Annotated in this window: 18 protein-coding genes; 8 read left to right on the top strand and 10 right to left on the bottom strand. The window is 52.4% G+C overall.

Annotation, left to right across the window (positions count from 1 at the left end; translation table 11 throughout):
- Nucleotides 1-35: 35 nt before the first annotated feature.
- The 5 genes from ftsP to JM656_RS03180 all read right to left on the bottom strand — a co-directional run bounded on the left by ftsP (nt 36) and on the right by JM656_RS03180 (nt 6,965).
- On the bottom strand, nt 36-1,448 hold the full coding sequence (gene ftsP / locus JM656_RS03200; RefSeq protein WP_203359973.1) for a cell division protein FtsP: 1,413 nt from the start codon (nt 1,446-1,448) through the stop codon (nt 36-38).
- Between the two features lie 71 nt (nt 1,449-1,519).
- Complete coding sequence (plsC, locus tag JM656_RS03195) at nt 1,520-2,257, bottom strand: 1-acylglycerol-3-phosphate O-acyltransferase (RefSeq protein WP_203359972.1); 738 nt, start codon at nt 2,255-2,257, stop codon at nt 1,520-1,522.
- Between the two features lie 185 nt (nt 2,258-2,442).
- Nucleotides 2,443-4,701, bottom strand: coding sequence for a DNA topoisomerase IV subunit A (gene parC / locus JM656_RS03190; protein ID WP_203359971.1), 2,259 nt, complete (start codon nt 4,699-4,701; stop codon nt 2,443-2,445).
- A 145-nt stretch (nt 4,702-4,846) separates the two neighbouring features.
- Nucleotides 4,847-6,454, bottom strand: coding sequence for an ABC transporter substrate-binding protein (locus tag JM656_RS03185; RefSeq protein WP_203359970.1), 1,608 nt, complete (start codon nt 6,452-6,454; stop codon nt 4,847-4,849).
- Between the two features lie 118 nt (nt 6,455-6,572).
- Nucleotides 6,573-6,965, bottom strand: a complete 393-nt coding sequence (locus JM656_RS03180; RefSeq protein WP_162379494.1) for a YgiW/YdeI family stress tolerance OB fold protein — start codon at nt 6,963-6,965, stop codon at nt 6,573-6,575.
- Nucleotides 6,966-7,117: 152 nt separating this feature from the next.
- Here JM656_RS03180 and qseB point away from each other — a divergent pair, with 152 nt between their 5' ends.
- From qseB to JM656_RS03140, 8 genes are all read left to right on the top strand, one after another.
- A complete protein-coding gene (gene qseB / locus JM656_RS03175; RefSeq protein ID WP_203359969.1) occupies nt 7,118-7,777 on the top strand; it encodes a quorum sensing response regulator transcription factor QseB in 660 nt (219 codons plus the stop codon).
- Nucleotides 7,774-9,123 (top strand): quorum sensing histidine kinase QseC, encoded by a 1,350-nt coding sequence (gene qseC / locus JM656_RS03170; RefSeq protein ID WP_203359968.1) that lies wholly within the window; start codon nt 7,774-7,776, stop codon nt 9,121-9,123. Before qseB ends, qseC begins: the two co-directional genes overlap by 4 nt.
- Before the next feature lie 108 nt (nt 9,124-9,231).
- Nucleotides 9,232-9,813, top strand: a complete 582-nt coding sequence (locus JM656_RS03165) for an NAD(P)H-dependent oxidoreductase (protein ID WP_203359967.1) — start codon at nt 9,232-9,234, stop codon at nt 9,811-9,813.
- Nucleotides 9,814-9,901: 88 nt separating this feature from the next.
- Nucleotides 9,902-10,216, top strand: coding sequence for a putative quinol monooxygenase (locus JM656_RS03160; protein ID WP_203359966.1), 315 nt, complete (start codon nt 9,902-9,904; stop codon nt 10,214-10,216).
- 570 nt (nt 10,217-10,786) lie between these two features.
- Entirely contained in the window at nt 10,787-12,007 is a 1,221-nt protein-coding gene (locus tag JM656_RS03155; protein ID WP_203359965.1) for a PfkB family carbohydrate kinase, read from the top strand.
- Between the two features lie 26 nt (nt 12,008-12,033).
- Nucleotides 12,034-12,768: an outer membrane protein OmpK gene (locus JM656_RS03150; RefSeq protein ID WP_203359964.1), complete on the top strand. Its 735-nt coding sequence runs from the start codon at nt 12,034-12,036 to the stop codon at nt 12,766-12,768.
- Nucleotides 12,769-12,786: 18 nt separating this feature from the next.
- Nucleotides 12,787-13,752 (top strand): nucleoside hydrolase, encoded by a 966-nt coding sequence (locus JM656_RS03145; protein WP_203359963.1) that lies wholly within the window; start codon nt 12,787-12,789, stop codon nt 13,750-13,752.
- Nucleotides 13,752-14,981: a NupC/NupG family nucleoside CNT transporter gene (locus tag JM656_RS03140; RefSeq protein WP_203361207.1), complete on the top strand. Its 1,230-nt coding sequence runs from the start codon at nt 13,752-13,754 to the stop codon at nt 14,979-14,981. The genes JM656_RS03145 and JM656_RS03140 overlap by 1 nt, the downstream gene beginning before the upstream one ends.
- A 57-nt stretch (nt 14,982-15,038) precedes the next feature.
- Here JM656_RS03140 and parE read toward each other — a convergent pair whose 3' ends face one another.
- Genes parE through nudF form a run of 5 tightly spaced genes read right to left on the bottom strand, consistent with a single transcriptional unit; the run spans nt 15,039 to nt 19,444 of the window.
- Complete coding sequence (parE, locus tag JM656_RS03135) at nt 15,039-16,931, bottom strand: DNA topoisomerase IV subunit B (RefSeq protein ID WP_203359962.1); 1,893 nt, start codon at nt 16,929-16,931, stop codon at nt 15,039-15,041.
- 28 nt (nt 16,932-16,959) lie between these two features.
- Nucleotides 16,960-17,541, bottom strand: coding sequence for an esterase YqiA (yqiA, locus tag JM656_RS03130; RefSeq protein ID WP_192613506.1), 582 nt, complete (start codon nt 17,539-17,541; stop codon nt 16,960-16,962).
- The gene (gene cpdA / locus JM656_RS03125) at nt 17,541-18,368 is read right to left on the bottom strand and encodes a 3',5'-cyclic-AMP phosphodiesterase (protein ID WP_203359961.1); all 828 of its coding nucleotides are present in this window, start codon (nt 18,366-18,368) and stop codon (nt 17,541-17,543) included. Before cpdA ends, yqiA begins: the two co-directional genes overlap by 1 nt.
- A gap of 24 nt (nt 18,369-18,392) precedes the next feature.
- Nucleotides 18,393-18,815, bottom strand: a complete 423-nt coding sequence (locus tag JM656_RS03120; RefSeq protein WP_012135164.1) for a DUF1249 family protein — start codon at nt 18,813-18,815, stop codon at nt 18,393-18,395.
- Nucleotides 18,812-19,444, bottom strand: coding sequence for an ADP-ribose diphosphatase (nudF, locus tag JM656_RS03115; protein WP_203359960.1), 633 nt, complete (start codon nt 19,442-19,444; stop codon nt 18,812-18,814). Before nudF ends, JM656_RS03120 begins: the two co-directional genes overlap by 4 nt.
- Nucleotides 19,445-19,577 lie beyond the last annotated feature (133 nt).

The following is a 19,577-nucleotide window of genomic DNA, read 5'->3' as shown; positions in this document are numbered from 1 at the left end:
GTATTCTTATCTCGCCCTCGCGGGCGAGAAGAGGATTACGGCGCCGGGTTCACCAGTAACTGCCCGATAGAGCCACGGTCCGCCATTTCCAGCGTCTGGCTGTTAAAGTAGAACGGGAAATGCGCCCAGGACGGTTGTCCATAATAGACCAACAGCTCCACCTGACCATCCACCCAAACGGTGTCTTTCCAGCCCCGGTCTTCCGGGAAAGGCATTGCGCCGTTCACGTTGCGAATCAGGAAGGTCACACCCTCAATGTGGAACGACTGTGGCAGATCGGCGCGTACGGTCCAGCGCTCCCAGGAGCCCTGCTGAGCGGTGATATCAATGCGGTTTACATCCCACAACTGCCCATTAATACCCGGATCTTCGCCAAGGCTGATATCCCGACTGCGAATCGGCGCGCCGCTCATGATTTCCGTCGGCAACAGGCGCATCGGCAGATTGTCTGTCACCAGCGGCAGAAGCCCCGTTGGGCGCAACGTCAGCACCAGCGTCGACACCAGAATACTGGAAGGCTCAAAGAACCCGCGGATCCTGTCGACAATACTTGCCGCTTCACCACAAGTGATCGACACCTCATCACCGTTGGTCATATCGACCAGGATCTCACGACGCTCGCCCGGCGCCAGCGACAACTGTTTAACTGATACGGGCGCAGGTAAAAAGCCCTGGTCACCCGAAATCACATGCAGTGCGCGACCGTCGCTCATCTGCAAAAGATAGCGACGTGAGTTGGAAGCGTTCAGCAAACGCAGTCGCACCCAACCGCGAGACACTTCCACATACGGGCTTTGTACGCCGTTAACCAGCAAAGTATCGCCGACAAAACCACCGCTTCCCGGCTCGCTGTACTCTGGCGCGCCAAAATTATCCAGCCGTTTGTCCTGGATGATGATGGGGAAATCATCCACGCCATAGTGGTTAGGGATCGGCAGCGACTTGCTGACTTCATCTTCTACCAGCCACATCCCGGCCAGACCGTTGTACACCTGCTGCGCGGTTCGGTTCGGCGTATTGGCGTGATACCACAAGGTGGCGGCGCTCTGGCGAATCGGCAACACCGGCGCCCAATCAGCATTCGGCGACATCATGCGCGCCGGGCCGCCCATCAGTGGCCCTGGCACCTGAAGACCCGCGATGGTCATCGAGACGTTTTCCGCCAGCCGGTTACTGTAGATAAGCTTAACGTCATCCCCTTTCCAGACGCGGATCGTCGGTCCCAAATAGCGGCCATTAACGCCCCAGACCGGTGCGCGAGTCCCTTGCGTAAAGGACCAGTGCGCGCGCTGCAGCGTCATAAATAATGGCTGTCCACGACGGGACTCTAACAGTGGCGGAACAGGTAACGGTTGCTGCTGTCCGGCAGCATGTGCTCGCAGCGGAACAGCACCAGCACACAGTGCGATCCCTGAGGCCTGAATGAACTGACGCCGACTGAGTGACATATAAGCTCCATGTAAAACTGGCTAAAATAATGCGCAGGAAATCGTATTCCGCAAATCTCTCACTAACCGACTTAAACCTTGCCGGCTGCTTCCCGTTCTGCGACTTCTTTATCGAGTTCTGCGATTTTTTGTTCCATCAGTGTACGGCAATGTGCCGCGAGTTCCCGAACCTGATCTTTACCAAAGGCGCTGATATCAATCGGCGGTAACATCTCAACAATCACCAGACCGTTATTCAGTCGGTTAAGGTTAATCTTATTTGAGGTATTGGATACGCACACGGGAATAACGGGTACGCCTGCGGCAATCGCGGCATGAAACGCCCCCGTCTTAAACGGTAGCAGACCACGCCCGCGGCTGCGCGTGCCTTCCGGGAACATCCACACAGAAATACGGCGTTTCTTAATATGGCGTACCACTTGTGCAATGGTACTGTGCGCTTTGGCCCGGTTATCTCTGTCGATCAATAAGTTGCCGGTTAACCAATATAACAGCCCGAAAAACGGTATCCACAACAGGCTTTTTTTACCCACGGTAACGGTAGGCGGTTGAACAATATTCGCGGCCGTCACCATATCGTAATTATTCTGATGGTTAGCGATATAAATGGCATTGCCGTGATTTTCAACACCGGCAGGCAAACGACATTCCACCTTCAAGCCATACAAAGGGGCCAGGCGACCAAACATACGACCAAAGGTCGAGACGTGCTTAGGATTTCGTGGACTGAAGAGACAGTAGATACACCCAAAAATACAGACCAGAATGCAGTAAATAACAGTAATAAAGAGACGAAAAATATATAGCATAACAACCTCTGAAGCCCCAAGAGCCTACCTATTGTACGTCACCTGCTATCAGGTTAGAGCTTTGTTAAGAGCGGCTCTCTGGAAAAGCGTATTGTTAATCGCAACGCACGAATAAACAACGGTTTCACGGGAATTTTTAACGTTTATTCTCCCTCCATGAAAGGAGGGAGAATAAGACGAGACAATTACTCTTCGCTATCGCCACTGCTTGCGCGACGAGGAGAGTCGATCTCGATACGATCGATACGTTGCAGACCACGCATCAGCGTGCCGCGGCGGCCACGTTCGCCAGTCACTTTTTGCAGCTCTTCAGGACGCAGTTTAATTTTGCGTTTGCCGACGTGAATCGTCAGCGTGCTTTGTGGCGGCAGAACGTAAAGCTGCGCCAGGCCATCTTCACCTTTCGCGGCTTCTGCAGAAGGAATATTGATGATCTTATTCCCTTTGCCTTTCGACAATTGCGGCAGATCGCTGACCGGGAACATCAACATGCGGCCCGCTTGAGTTATTGCCAGCAGCATATCGGTGTCATCTTCAATCACCACCGGCGGCATCACATGCGCATTTTCCGGTAACGTAATCAGTGCTTTGCCCGCACGATTGCGCGCGACCAGATCGTTGAAGGTACACACAAAGCCATAACCCGCATCAGACGCCATCAACAGTTTCTGCTCATCGCCTTCCATCAGCATATGATCCACTGTCGCCCCCGGCGGTAGCGTAAGCTTACCGGTCAGCGGTTCGCCCTGACCACGTGCCGACGGCAGCGTAATCGGGTCGATGGCATAACTGCGCCCGGTCGTGTCGATGAACACCACGGGCTGGTTACTCTTGCCTTTCACGGCAGCTTTAAAGCTGTCACCCGATTTATAGTTCAGCCCTTGCGCGTCAATATCGTGACCTTTGGCGCTACGCACCCAACCCATTTGGGAAAGCACGATGGTCACCGGCTCAGACGGCAGCATGTCGTGTTCGCTCATCGCCTTAGCTTCTTCGCGTTCCTGTAACGGAGAACGACGATCGTCGCCGTAGGCATCAGAGTCAGCCTGTAACTCTTTCTTCAGCAGGTTATTCATTTTGCGCTCGGAAGCCAGAATGCTCTGCAACTGATCACGCTCTTTCGCCAGCTCATCCTGCTCACCGCGGATTTTCATCTCTTCCAGTTTGGCAAGATGACGCAGTTTCAGTTCTAGGATGGCTTCAGCCTGCGTTTCAGTGATGCCGAAGCGCGACATCAACGCAGGTTTTGGTTCATCCTCGTGACGGATGATCTCAATGACTTCGTCGATATTGAGAAACGCCACCAGCAAACCTTCAAGGATGTGCAGGCGCTTGAGGACTTTCTCCAGACGATAGTTCAGGCGGCGGCGCACGGTGTCACGACGGAACGCCAGCCATTCGGTCAGGATCTCCAGCAGATTTTTCACTGCCGGACGACCATCCAGACCGATCATATTCAGGTTGATGCGATAGCTTTTTTCCAGATCCGTGGTGGCAAACAGGTGGTTCATCACCTGATCCATGTCCACACGATTGGAGCGCGGTACGACCACCAGGCGCGTCGGGTTTTCGTGATCCGACTCGTCACGCAGATCGTCCACCATCGGCAGCTTTTTATTGCGCATCTGGGCCGCGATTTGCTCAAGGACACGCGCGCCGGAAACCTGGTGCGGCAGCGCGGTAATTACCACTGCGCCATCTTCTTTATTCCATACCGCGCGCATGCGCACGGAGCCGCGCCCGTTCTCGTAAATCTTACGGATCTCAGCACGGGAGGTAATGATCTCAGCTTCCGTCGGATAGTCCGGCCCCTGCACGATATCCAGCAGTTGATCCAGCGTCGTTTTCGGCTGTTCAATCAGGGTGATGGCCGCTTTCGCCACTTCGCGCAGGTTATGTGGAGGAATGTCTGTTGCCATCCCGACCGCAATACCGGTAGTCCCGTTGAGCAGAATGTTCGGCAGACGCGCAGGCAGCATTTTCGGCTCCTGCATCGTACCGTCAAAGTTCGGCACCCAGTCTGACGTTCCCTGCCCCAGTTCCCCCAGCAGAATCTCCGCATACTTCGACAGGCGAGATTCGGTATAACGCATCGCTGCGAAGGATTTCGGGTCGTCCGGCGCCCCCCAGTTCCCCTGGCCGTCAACTAACGGATAACGGTAAGAGAATGGCTGCGCCATCAGCACCATGGCTTCGTAGCAGGCGCTGTCACCATGAGGATGATACTTACCCAGTACGTCACCGACGGTACGGGCGGATTTTTTAAATTTGGCGCTGGCATTCAGCCCCAGTTCCGACATCGCATACACAATACGACGCTGAACTGGCTTCAGCCCGTCACCAATAAACGGTAACGCCCTGTCCATGATGACGTACATGGAGTAGTTCAGATAGGCGTTTTCCGTGAATTCATGCAGCGCAAGGCGCTCTGCCATATCGCTCATTAATCGTGGTTCCTCAACTGTTAGCCTGAACAATACCCGCTATCTGCCAGGCAATATTGCCGCAGATATTACCCTATCTGGCGCGTTGAGTCACAAAGTCTGCCAGCTTTCCCCCGTCCCATTGGCAAGGACGGGGGCAACGCCACTAGTGTGCAGTGATGTACAACTCTTTGCTGTAGATATAATCCTGCGGATTGTGAACTGGAAAGCCGCCCACATACGGTTTAAGCAGTTTAATCAGCGGTTGGTAATAAAGAGGAATCAGCGGCGCTTGCTGATTAATGATCAGCTCCGCCTGCTGATAAAGTGCGTTTCTCTGCTTTGCATCGGCTGTCCGTGCCGCCTGCGCAAGCAATGCATCATAGTGCGCATTTTGCCAGTGCCCGACATTCTCGGCATTCTCCGACTGCAATGTATTCAGGAATGTTGAGGCTTCATTGTAAGTGGCGTCCCACGACTGGCGAGAGAGCATAAAATCCCCATCCCGACGCGCATCCAGATACGTTTTCCACTCCATTGTCCGCAATTTCACGTCCGCGCCCAGCCACTTTCGCCATTCAGAAGAGAGCGCGATCGCCGTTTTTTCGTGAAGATCGTACTTGTTGTAAAACAGCTCAAACGCTAACGGATGCTGGGCGTCATAGCCCGCTTGCTTCAGCAGCGCTTTTGCCATTTCGACCCGCTGACTCATCGGCAGCTGCAATTCATCCAGCGCGGGCGAGGCAAAACCAGAGACCTGTGGCGGGGTTAACGTTGTCGCTGGCGTCCTTAGCCCCAGAACCTTCTGCGCAATAAGCTGCCGGTCTACCGTAAGATATAATGCACGTCGCACGCGCACGTCATTAAAGGGGGCTTTGCGGGTATTGAAGTTATAATACTCGCTGTTCAGGCGGGGAATGACCCGCAACTCGCCAGGCAGGTTCTTTTCAATTGTCGGGACCTGCTGCGCGGGCACCCAGGTCAGATCGACCTCGCCTGCACGATAGCGATTGTATCCTGTCACCGCATTATCCAGCGCCAGATACTCCACCTGTTGCAATACCGTCTTCTGCGCATCACGGTAACGTGGATTTTTACGCGCCACGATCTTCTCGTTCACCACCCATTTATCCAGCACAAATGCGCCGTTGAAGACCATATGCTCAGGCTTACTCCAGGCATCACCATATTGTGCAATCACATGATGCGGAACAGGAAACATCGTTGGCCACGCCAGCATAGCGGTAAACCACGGGACGGGTTGCTCAAGGGAAACTTCCAGCGTCTGGTCGTCCACGGCCTTGACCCCAAGCGAGGCCACCGGCGATTTTCCTTCAACGATAGCCTGCGCATTGCGAATGTGCGCTGCGCCTAGATATCCCGCGAAGGGGCTGAGCGTGTGCGGATCCACCGCGCGTTGCCAGCCGACGACAAAATCCTGAGCCGTCAGTGGCGTTCCATCTGACCATTGCAGCCCTTTTCGCAGATGAAAAACATACCGTTTGCCGCCGTCCAGTACCTCCCAGCGTTCTGCTTGCGCAGGCTGCACATTGCCCTCGCCATCCATCCAGACCAAGCCTTCAAATAGATCAAGAACGACCTGTGCGGCGGTATTTTCCTCCACCTTTTGCGGGTCCAGGGTGCCTGGGTCGCTGTGGTTGTTATAGCGGAAAATTTGTTGCGGTGAGAGTACGGTTCCTTCAGGAACTGTCGCGGCAAAAAGAGAGGGAGTGCATATCAGGCTGACCAGCCATAATAGAGGACGCATTTTCATGATATCTCTGTCAGAAAAAGTAGAGCGTATCACTTTACGCCTGAATGTTGTCAGAAGGCTGATTTACATCATCTTTCTGATATAAAGAAACGGGCCGCAAGCGCGGCCCTGATAAGGATTATTTGGCAACTTTGGTGACCTGTTTTACATCGATCTCCACAGAGTTCCAGTCTTTATCGACCTCCCCCTGAATTTCCACAACGTCCTGCGGCGTCACGGTCACCCCGTTCCAGCGTTTGTGGTCGATATCCACATTCACGGTGCCGGTGGCATCTTTAAACAGATACAAATCGTCGGAAATGCGCTCAACGATATTCCCACGTAGCGTTACCCAGGTATCATCACGCAGCGATTTCGCACTTTCAACCGTCGTGCTGCTCCCGTTCGGGCCAACAAACCCACCGCTTTGACTTTGCGTCGCCGTCGGACCAGAAAATCCGCCCTGTTGAGCCGCCAGGACCGGTGCAGAACTCAATGCCATCACGGCAATCATTGCAGCCAATTTCTTCATAATACTTTCTCCCTTTCATGTTGTTTCACGTCCATTAAATACGTTAATCCTTAACAACTTCTTAAGCCAAAAAAAGAGATATTTTTTCTGTACATCGCCCACGACGACAGGGTTTACTGACCACAAACTGAATCACTGCAGGGACGAATATCATGCGAATTTTACTGGTAGAAGATGACGCGTTGATTGGCGATGGCGTCAAAGCGGGTCTGGGTAAAATGGGATTCAACGTCGACTGGTTTACCGAAGGACGCCTGGGTAAAGAAGCGCTCTACAGCGCCCCGTATGATGCGGTGATCCTCGACCTGACGCTGCCGGGAATGGACGGGCGGGAGATTCTGCGCGAGTGGCGTGAAAACGGTAAACGCGAACCGGTATTGATTTTGACGGCGCGTGATGCGCTGGCGGAACGTGTTGAAGGTTTGCGTCTCGGCGCAGACGACTATCTCTGCAAACCCTTTGCGCTCATCGAAGTCGCCGCCCGACTGGAGGCGCTGGTGCGCCGCGCCAACGGCCAGGCCAGCAACGAACTGCGTCACGGACAGGTGGCGCTCAATCCCGGTAGCCTGATGGCGACGCTGGCGGGCGAACCTTTACCGCTCAAACCGAAAGAATTTGCGCTGCTGGAACTACTCATGCGCAACAGCGGGCGAGTTCTTCCACGCAAACTCATCGAAGAAAAACTGTATAGCTGGGACGATGACGTCTCCAGCAATGCCGTAGAAGTGCATGTCCATCATCTGCGCCGCAAACTTGGCAGCGACTTTATCCGTACCGTACATGGAATCGGCTACACCCTGGGTGACGCATGAAATTAACGCAACGTCTCAGTCTGCGGGTCAGGCTAACCCTGATCTTTCTGATCCTGGCATCTCTCACCTGGGCGGTTTCCAGCTTTGTCGCGTGGAAGAAAACAACCGACAACGTTGATGAGCTGTTTGACACGCAACTGATGCTGTTTGCCAAACGTCTGAGCGCGCTGGATATCAACGACATCAACGCGTCGGCCCGAATGGCGCGTACGCCGAAAAAATTCAAACACGGTCACGTCGATGACGATGTTCTGGCCTTTGCGGTGTACACCCGCGACGGCAGAATGGTGCTGCACGATGGTGATAACGGACGGGACATTCCCTATAGCTACCATCGGGATGGTTTTGATGATGGCCGGTTGAAAGGGGATAACGACAAATGGCGGTTTATCTGGTTAACCTCCGCCGACGGTAAATACCGTATTGTGGCGGGGCAAGAGTGGGAATACCGCGAAGATATGGCGTTGGCGATCGTCACGGCGCAACTCACCCCCTGGCTTATCGCCCTCCCACTGATGCTGCTGATCCTGATTGTGTTACTCAGTTGGGAACTCAAACCGTTGAAAAAACTGGCGCAAACGCTGCGTTTGCGCGCCCCGGAATCAGAGGAGCCGCTTGATCCTAAAGGCGTCCCCAGTGAAGTCCGCCCGCTGGTTGAAGCACTCAATCAGTTATTTATCCGCACGCACTCAATGATGGTGCGTGAACGACGCTTCACTTCAGACGCGGCCCATGAACTGCGCAGCCCCTTGACGGCGTTGAAAGTCCAGGCTGAAGTGGCGCAACTCTCTGACGACGATCCGAAGGCCCGGGAAAAAGCGCTTGTGCAACTGCATGCAGGTATTGACCGCGCCACACGTCTGGTGGATCAACTCTTAACCCTTTCACGACTCGACTCGCTCGACAATCTACAGGATGTGGCAGAACTCTCTCTGGAGGAGGTTCTGCAATCCGCGGTGATGGAGATTTATCATCTGGCGCAGCAGGCACACATCGATGTGCGTCTGAACATTAATGCACACAATGTCATGCGAACCGCACAGCCTCTGCTGCTGAGTCTGCTGGTACGAAATCTGCTGGATAACGCCATTCGCTACAGCCCGCAGGGTAGTATCGTGAACGTGACCTTACAGGCGCGCTGTTTTACCGTTACCGATAATGGCCCCGGTGTGGCGCCCGACATTCTGCCCCACATCGGCGAACGTTTTTATCGCCCACCGGGACAGAGCGTGACAGGCAGCGGGCTGGGCCTGTCGATCGTTCGCCGAATCGCCGCATTACATGGCATGGAGGTGACGTTTAGTCATGCTGCCCAGGGAGGGTTTGAAGCCACGGTGACGTGGTGAACCAGGATTATTGCTAAATTAGCAAAAGACTTTGCACATTTTGCTAATTTTACCGGGCCGTTCATCAGCGTAAAATCGCCTTCAAACGCATTCCTGTGAGGACAAATAATGAGCAACATTCTGATTATCAACGGCGCGAAAAAATTCGCCCATTCCAATGGTCAGTTGAATGACACCCTGACCGAGGTCGCGGATGGCCTCCTGCGCGACCTCGGGCATGATGTTAAAGTCGTCCGTGCCGAAAGTGATTACGACATCAACACCGAAATTCAGAACTTCGTCTGGGCCGATACAATAATCTGGCAGATGCCAGGCTGGTGGATGGGCGCGCCGTGGACGGTTAAAAAATACATTGATGACGTCTTCACTGAAGGTCATGGCATCCTGTACGCCAGTGATGGACGCACCCGTTCAGACGCCTCGAAGAAGTACGGTTCAGGCGGTCTTATTCAGGGCAAAAAATATATGCTTTCACTGACCTGGAACGCGCCGATGGAAGCCTTCACCGAGAAAGATCAATTCTTTGAAGGCGTGGGCGTGGATGGCGCATACCTGCCTTTCCATAAAGCTAACCAGTTCCTGGGGATGGATCCGCTGCCGACCTTTATCGTCAACGACGTGATTAAAATGCCGGACGTCCCACGTTATATCGCAGAATATCGCAAGCATCTGAGCGAGATTTTTGGTTAACTGGTCATTCAAAATTAGACCCCAGTAATTCGAGTTGCAGCCAACGCAGCTGCAGCTTGAAGTATGCCGGGTATAGAAGGAGTTAACCATGCTTACAGTCATTGCTGAAATCCGTACGCGTCCAGGTCAACACCACCGCCAGGCGGTACTGGAACAGTTCGCTAAAATCGTCCCCACCGTATTGAAAGAAGAGGGTTGCCACGGCTATGCGCCGATGGTCGATCACGCCGCGGGTGTGAGCTTCCAGGCAACAGCCCCTGATTCAATCGTGATGATCGAACTGTGGGAAAGCGTGGCGCATCTTGAAGCGCATCTGCAGACCCCACACATGAAAGCCTGGAGCGAAGCCGTTAAAGGCGAAGTGCTGGAAACGAATATTCGTATTCTGGAATCAGGTCTTTAAGTGTGTCTTAATGCCGGATGACGGCGTAAAGCCGAATCCGGCCAACTCCTGATGGTATGCGCAATGAGTGCAGTACCATCAGGCAACATGAACTATCGCTTAAAGCAGCCACACTGAAGTCCCCTCGCAACTGACATACCAAATCTGTCATCAAATATATCCTGAAAAACTTTCCGGCAGGATAGTTCGCATAACCCAGCAGAATAAACATCCATATTTAATTCACGAATAAAATATTTCTATAGCATAAATACCGCTACCGATGATTCAATCGGACATTATGTCCAGTTGTACGTTTTTTATGTGATTTAAGCCGCATTCAATTCTTAACTTTTATCTGTATCATTTAAATACGAATTAACGCACAGGTGTAATTACAGACATTGCCTCTGAGATCCTGGAAAAAATCTCGCGTGCCAAAATGCTTTAGAAATTATATATAATCAGCCACAGCCAGGCATGTAATTATTAATTCAGATAACGGAATTTACTCTGGATATTAAAAATAAAAACCCACAAATTATTTATTATTAAGCGTTGCATCTACTGTTTCTAACGAGGATTTAAACAATGGCCCATCGCTATAGGCAACTGCGTCAAGACTTTATCCTTTCGGAAATCAAAAAAAATAAAAGTGTAAAAGTTACGACGCTAGCAAAAACATTATGCGTAGCCGAAAGAACAATTCGTCGTGACATTCAGGATTTGAAACACACAGGGTTGATACAACCTCAATATGGCGGCGCTGTGCTTTGCAGTATTAACGATGCGTTTCCGTATGAAGAAAATAAACTTTATTTACATACCAATATGGATATTAACATGTTTAGTTTTAAGCAAGCCAGTACCAAAAAAAATGGACGTGTATTTATTTTGGGATCATTCAATACCGATTTAGTCTATCGCTTACAACATTTCCCGGATTCTGGAGAAACCATACGTGCACTAAGTTCTTGCTGCCTTCCTGGTGGAAAAGGGAGCAACCAGGCCGTCGCAGCTTGCATGGCCGGAGCACATACACATTTTGCTGCAAAAGTGGGTGAAGATGAATTTGCGGCAAAAGCACAACAATTCCTGGACAACGTAGGGCTTGAATCACTCACGCTGTTTAGCCATCCCTCCATTCCAACCGGCAGCGCTGTCGTCATGATTTCTGAAGATGCGGGAGATAATGCAATTGTGATTAATCCCGGCGCAAACCAGACGCTCAGCACCGACGAGGTAATGACTTGTTATGACGCTATCGGTAAATCTGATGTTTTTCTCACCCAGATGGAAAACAACCCTGATGCTACCGCAATGGCGCTCAAATTTGCTCATACATGCGGTATCACTACGATCCTGAACCCAGCGCCATGGCGTGAAAGTGCGCGGAACCTGTTGTCATGGGCAACCATTGTCACGCCAAATTTGACAGAGGCTGAATCAATTGTTGGTTCGCCTGTTCGTACAGAAGATGACATTCGCCGCGCCGCAGAAGCAATTCATCACACGGGACCGCAACTTGTCATCATCACATTAGGGAATAGAGGTTGCTGGCTCTTTGACGGCCTACAACATCGCTCATTTCCAGCCTTTCCGGCGGTGAATATCGATACCGCAGGTGCTGGTGATGCTTTTAATGGCGCTCTGGCAGCACAGTTAGCCAGCGGAGCAAACATCACCAGCGCACTGATTTATGCCGGCGCTTTTGCCTCTCTGGCCGTTGAACGTCAGGGGGCATCCAATATGCCGGAACATAACGTGGTTATCAAACGCCTTAATTCACTCACAAACTCTCATTCCGCCTAACCATCCCGGTATAAGGAATATAAAGAATGAAAAAAATAATTTCAGCACTCATTATTGCATTAATTTCTCTACCAGCCATAGCAGAACAAAAATATGGCTGGGGAAATATTCATTTTGATTATCAGTCATGGGATGCTGGCGTTAAAGATTTAGAATATGAACAAGCATTGATCGGCATTGAAGGTGGCATAGGTTTTGATTGGGGGGAAATGTATGGCTTTTACGATTTTGAAAACATATTAGAGGAAGAAGGGAGCCAGGGGCAAACGGCCAATGGCGAGATTCATACCTATTTATGGGACACAGGAGCCAGCATTTTCACCAAGGTCTATAACTCGCAAAGTCCCGACTTTAAAGAAACGAACCAATTTATAGGTCTTGGTTATACAAATTTGAAAGGTGATGGATGGTGGTTTAAACCGTGGATCGCCAGGCAATATATTACTGCACATAATAACTTTGGCCCTGCTTATGATATTAACGGTCTCAACGGTTTTACCATCGGCTGGAATGCCGGGTATGCTTTCCAGCTATTTAACCAGGATTTTTTATTCTCTAACTGGAATGAAATTGAGCTGGATCGTAATGACGACTACTCTGCAAATAACTACGGCAGCGAAGGTCTCAATGGCGGACTTAATCTGACGTGGAAAATTACCAATCATATCTCCACCACTTTTATGTACCGCTATTTCTATAACAAACTCGGCGCCGACGGATACGGAGATATTCTGATCTATCGCCTGGCTTATGATTTCTAACCCATGGAATGAATTGCTATGTTAACCGCACAATGGCCAGCGTTAACGCTGGAAAAAAGAATATCGCTGATGTCAATTCCGGAGGGTGGACGCGTCCCGGTCGTCATCGATAGCGATACTTATAATGAAATCGACGATCAGATTGCTATCGCCTGGGCTTACCTTCACCCGGAACGCATCGATCTGCAGGCCGTTTACGCCGCCCCGTTTACTAACCATTTTTTTGGCGAGGGCAATTCACACACTGACGTCAACGATCCCGCCACGGGCATGACGCTTAGCTTTGAAGAGATCCACCGGGTCTTTGAAAAGCTCCCGGCGTGTCAGGCTCTGCCTGAAATTTTCAAAGGCGCAACGCGCTATCTGACCGGCAGCGATATGCCGGAATGTTCACCCGCAGTAGCGGATTTGATTTCCCGTGCCCGTTCGGCAACGCAGACGCTTCAGGTTCTGAGCATCGGCGCGCCGACCAATATTGCCAATGCGCTGCTGCTCGCCCCCGATATTATTGAAAAAATTCATCTGATTTGGCTCGGCGGCAATAGTCACGACTGGAAGGATAATCAGGAATTCAATTTGATGCAGGATATCGCCGCCAGCCGCGTGCTGTTTGACAGCGGTGTGGCGCTGACGCAAGTCCCCTGCTTCGGCGTGGCGAACTGCATGGCGACCTCCGTTCCGGAAATGCAGTTTTATTTTGCCAACACTAGCCGGATTGGCCGCTATTTTGCGGAGATAGCCCCGCGCTGCCCGTGGATTGGCTTCGCGTCCCGTAAGGTTATCTGGGACATCACCACCGTCGGGTTCGTGCTGAACACAGGCTGGTACACCTGCCAGTACCAGCCCGCGCCGCTGATTAATGACAACCTGAACTGGAGCTTCGACAACCGCCGTCATCTGATTCGGGTGGTGAAGTTCATTGAGCGGGACAATCTGTTTAAAGATCTGTTTCGCAAGATTATCGACGCGGACAAGGAGCGATGATGCAAATTCTCATTCTGTGTCTTGGTATCGTGGTGCTGCTGACAATCGCACTGCTCTTTTCCACCAACCGACGAGCGATTAATCTGCGAACCGTGGGCGGTGCGTTCGCCATTCAGGCCGGGCTGGCTGCGTTTATTTTGTATGTCCCGGCCGGGGAAAAAATCCTGCTGGCGATTTCTAACAGCCTGTCTGGCGTGCTCACCTACTCTTCCGAGGGGATCAATTTTCTGTTTGGCGATCTGGGCCGCTTTAAAATGGGCTTTCTGTTCGCCTTCCATGTCCTGCCGATCATTATCTTTATGTCAGCGCTGTTCTCGGTGCTCTACTACCTGGGCATTATGCAGTGGGTGATCCGCCTAATCGGCACCGGTATCCATAAGCTGCTGAAAACCAGCCCGGCGGAGTCGATGGCGGCAACAGCCAATATTTTTGCCGGTAACACGGATGTGTTTGTGCTGATGCGACCGTATGCGCCGAAAATGACCCGCTCTGAGCTGTTCGCCCTGATGTGCGGCGGCGTGGCGTCGATTGCCGGATCGGTGCTGGTCGGTTACGCCAGTATGGGAATTGAAATTCGCTACCTGGTGGCCGCGTCGTTTATGTCCGCCCCTGGCGGGCTGCTGATGGCGAAGATCCTCTACCCGGAGACCGAAGCAGAGAATATTGCCGACGTTTCCGGCGCAATGGCTACCGGAGAAGAAAAACCGATTAACATCGTCGAAGCGGCCACCAATGGGGCCAGCCAGGGACTGAAGCTGGCGGTCAATGTAGGGGCGATGCTGCTGGCGTTGATTGCGCTGATCGCCATGGTTAACGGGCTGCTTGGCTGGGCGTTCGGCCTGTTTGGCATGGAGAACGTCACCCTGCAGCTGATCTTCAGCTACCTGTTCGCTCCTGTCGCCTGGCTACTGGGCGTGCCTTCGTCTGAGATCCTGCAGGTGGGTAATCTGCTTGGGCAGAAGCTGGTGCTCAATGAGTTTGTCGCGTACACCAGCTTTATCCCGCTGAAAGCCAGCCTGTCCGACTATTCACAAATTATTGTCATTATGGCGCTGGCGGGGTTCGCTAATCTCTCTGCCCCTGCGGCGCTAATCGGCGTGCTGGGCGGAATTGTACCTGCACAAAAAAGCTTTATCGCCAAAATGGGGGTTAAGGTGATCCTCGCCGGTACGCTGTCGAATCTGATGAGCGCCGCGTTGACCGGGCTGTTTTTCCTGATTGCTCAGTAAAAAAACGGGGGGAATCGTCTTCCCCCCGCTTTCAGTAACCATACACCTTCGCGAAAATTACCCTTCGAGATCTGCCAGGTCGCCTTTCTCTTGCAGCCAGTTGCGGCGGTCTTCAGAACGCTTCTTAGCCAGCAGCATATCCATCATCGCGTTAGTACGCTGATCGTCTTCGTCATCAATGATGAGCTGCACCAGACGACGGGTGTTCGGATCCAGCGTGGTTTCGCGCAACTGCATCGGGTTCATTTCGCCCAGACCTTTAAAGCGCTGCACGTTCGGCTTGCCTTTCTTGCGCTTCAGTTGCTCCAGAACACCGGCTTTTTCTTCTTCCGTCAGTGCGTAATAGACCTCTTTGCCAAGATCGATACGGTATAACGGCGGCAGCGCAACGTAGACGTGTCCATGCTTCACCAGCGTACGGAAGTGTTTCACAAACAGCGCACACAGCAAGGTGGCAATGTGCAAACCATCGGAGTCCGCATCCGCGAGGATACAGATCTTGCCGTAACGCAGTTGGCTTAAATCATCGCTATCGGGATCAATACCGATCGCCACGGAAATATCATGAACCTCCTGCGAAGCGAGAACCTCATCAGAGGAGACTTCCCAGGTGTTAAGGATCTTACCTTTCAGCGGCATGATCGCCTGATACTCACGATCGCGCGCCTGTTTTGCGGAACCGCCCGCCGAGTCCCCTTCCACCAGAAACAGTTCGGTACGGTTAAGATCCTGCGCGGTACAGTCCGCCAGTTTCCCCGGCAGCGCCGGACCACTGGTCAGTTTTTTACGCACCACTTTCTTCGCGGCGCGCAAACGGCGCTGAGCGCTGGAAATCGCCATTTCCGCCAGCAGTTCCGCTGCCTGCACGTTCTGGTTCAGCCACAGGCTAAAGGCATCTTTCACCACGCCAGAAACAAAGGCCGCGCACTGACGCGAAGAGAGACGCTCTTTGGTCTGACCGGCAAATTGCGGGTCCTGCATCTTCACGGAGAGCACGTATGCGCAGCGATCCCAGATATCCTCCGCAGACAGCTTCACGCCGCGCGGTAAAATATTGCGGTATTCACAGAATTCGCGCATGGCATCCAGCAGCCCCTGGCGTAAGCCGTTGACGTGGGTACCGCCCTGCATGGTCGGTATCAGGTTAACGTAGCTTTCGGTCAGCAACTCGCCGCCTTCCGGCAGCCATAGCAGCGCCCAGTCGATGGCTTCCGTTTCACCTTCAAAATTGCCGATAAACGGTTTTTCAGGAAGCGTGGGCAGGCCGTTAACGGCTTCGGCCAGATAGTCATTCAGACCATCCTGATAACACCAGCGCTGTTCGGTATTGTTAACGTCATCTTTAAAGGTGATTTCAACACCCGGACACAGAACCGCTTTAGCTTTCAACACATGCGTTAAACGAGACACGGAAAAACGCGGGCTGTCGAAAAAGCTTTCATCAGGCCAGAAGTGGACGCTGGTCCCGGTGTTGCGTTTACCGCAGGTGCCGGAAACGTGCAAATCCTCGACCTTTTCACCGTGCTCAAAGGCGATACTGTGGATCTGGCCGTCGCGGCGAACGGCAACTTCAACACGCTTTGACAGGGCGTTTACCACGGAAATTCCCACGCCGTGCAAGCCGCCGGAGAACTGGTAGTTTTTATTAGAAAATTTACCGCCTGCGTGCAACCGACAAAGGATCAGCTCAATGGCCGGAACGCCCTCTTCCGGATGGATGTCGACGGGCATGCCGCGACCGTCATCAATAACTTCCAGTGACTGATCGGCATGAAGGATTACCTCGACACGTTTCGCGTGCCCGGCAAGCGCTTCATCCACACTGTTATCAATAACTTCCTGACCCATATGGTTAGGGCGTGTGGTATCTGTGTACATCCCCGGGCGGCGGCGAACCGGCTCAAGCCCAGTGAGTACCTCAATGGCATCAGCGTTATAAGTTTGCGTCATGGTTTAAATTAGCAATTCGAGTTGATCGTCAAAAACTGTGCAGTCCAAGGAAATCGACAATCGGGTTGAAATAATCTTCGAAGCCTGTGAATGCGTGGTTTCCGCCCTCAATCACTGTCTGACGGCAGGAGGCGTAATTCGCCACCGCCTGGCGGTAGTCCAACACTTCATCCCCCGTTTGTTGCAGCAGCCAAATCAAATCCGGTGCTTCGAGCGGGTCAATCTGCATGACTTTAAGATCGTAAATATGGCGTGACTCTAGCACATATTGCTGCCCCGTGTAGGGGTTCTCGTTCTGACCCAGGTAGTCGACCAGCAGTTCAAAGGGTTTTACTGCGGGGTTCACCACCACGGCTGGCAACATGAAACATTGCGATAACCAGGTGGCGTAATATCCGCCAAGCGAGGAACCGACGATGCCCAGCGATTCTCCGCCATGTTCAAGCACAATCGATTCCAGAAGCTCTGCCGCATCGGCAGGATACGGCGGTAATTGCGGCACCACCATCTCAACATGAGGATGGTGCTCCGCCAGCCAGCCTTTGAGCAGGCAAGCCTTTGCCGAGCGGGGAGAACTATTAAATCCGTGGAGATAAAGAAGCGTAGACATCAGTAGCCTTCTGAAGCGGTATCAGGTCGGAACTGTGTCCCCTGCAGACGACAGACTTCCGTTTTCAGCGTACCGTCGGCAAATAACTCCAGCGTACGCCAGCCCGGACCAATCGTGTCCAGCGTGAAATTCGCGCAATGCGGCTTAAACTGAACGCATGTCGACGGGGTCGCCATCAGACGACGGCCGTTCCAGTCCAGATCCTGCTCCTGATGAATATGCCCGCACAACAAATACTTAACGCGAGGATAGTTCACCAGTATGTTGTCCAGTTCCGCGGCGTTGCGCAGACTGTGCTGGTCAAGCCAGCTACATCCCGCAGGCAGCGGGTGGTGATGCAGAAGCAACAGCGTATTTCGCTCCGGCGCATCGGCAAGTTTACGCTCCAGCCATTCAAGCTGGAACTCACTTAACTCGCCGTGGGGAACGCCAAAAACCTGACTGTCCAGCAACAAAATTTGCCACTGTTCGCCAATCCAGACGCGTTTGGCCGGGGAGATCCCCGCATCCTGTAACGCGCTGTACATCGCGGGTTGAAAATCGTGGTTGCCAGGCAACCAAACGCAAGGCGCACGAAAGCTTGCGATGCCTTCAGCAAAATGCTGATAGGCCGCAGAACTTTGATCCTGAGCCAAATCGCCCGTTGCCACGATCAGATCGAACGCGATCTGCTGCGCATGGATCGCATCCAGTACGGCCTGGTAGCTTTCCCAGGTATTCACGCCCAGTAGTGTTTCGTGCTTTGCGGCAAACAGGTGAGTGTCTGTAATTTGTAAAATCCTGACTCTGGCCTCACCAGCCAAAGGAAGGGTTAACAGGCTTTCCAAATGGTGTCCTTAGGTTTCACGACGCTAGTAAACCGGAATCGCCATCGCTCCATGTGCTAAACAGTACCTTAACCAATCAGCTAAAAACTGATTAATTTGATGCTTTTCGTCGCGTTGATGCAACTTTTTATTTGGATAATCATACCGCGCTTTGAAGCGAAAGATCTGCTGACTTGAACACACTTCAGCCACCATCGCATCATGATACAGGCGCACCGTCAGCGACGGCAGGCTCCAGTAGGTGATGGCAGGCGCGGTCTGCTCAATCGCCACCAGGGTAGTGTATCGGGTCGATTCCACAATCGTTAACCGATATTGTGCGTTTGCCACCTGATAGCTCACTGTTTCGCCGGGTGCGTCATTACGCGGCAACAGGCGGCGCAATTGCGAAAAGTTGGTTTCGCACAGGCGCATCATCTCAGGAAAGTCAGGTGTGTAACGCTTCATTTTTTCCACTCGTTTATTAACTCTTGATAGTGCAGTTGCAGCCATTGCAAAGCGATGACAGACGCCGCGTTGTCGATTTTCCCCTCTTCCACCCACTGGTACGCCTGCTCCCGACTTACCACATGAACACGAATATCTTCGTTTTCATCCGCCAGACCGTGAATCCCGCTTGCGGTCGTGGCGTCCACTTCGCCCACTAAAATTGACAGGCGCTCACTGGTGCCGCCAGGGCTTGCCAGATAACTCATCACCGTCTTCGTCCGTTTGACGTCAAGACCAGCCTCTTCCATCGCCTCGCGGCGGGCGACATCTTCTGCGGTTTCGCCCTCTTCGATCATCCCGGCGACCATCTCCAGCAACCACGGGCTCTCACTCGTGTCATACGCCGCGATACGGATCTGTTCCACCAGCACAACTTCGTCACGCTCAGGGTCAAAGGGTAGCAAGACTGCGGCGTGCCCGCGCTCAAAAATTTCACGCTGAACCTCACCACTCATTTCTCCATTGAATAAACGATGGCGAAAGCGATAAAGGTCCAATGAAAAAAAACCGCGATAAAGCGTTTCTCGTGCAATAATTTCTACATCGTTTTTGGAGAAAGTCATCGGCGAGCTGTCTTGTTTATTCATTGTTCTGTCCTGGTTACCAATAGTGATTAGAATGTGAATTTCAAGGCCGTTTGAATACTGTTTCACCTGGCTTGTGATAAATTGGTGCAAATTAACGCCGTATGGCACATAACGCCAACTTTTCGCAGTGGCG

Source organism: Citrobacter sp. R56, from assembly GCF_016811995.1.
In the GTDB taxonomy this organism is placed as follows: domain Bacteria; phylum Pseudomonadota; class Gammaproteobacteria; order Enterobacterales; family Enterobacteriaceae; genus Citrobacter_D; species Citrobacter_D enshiensis.
The sequence above is the reverse complement of the archived record's forward strand: the minus strand, read 5'-3'. Positions and strand labels throughout refer to the sequence as shown.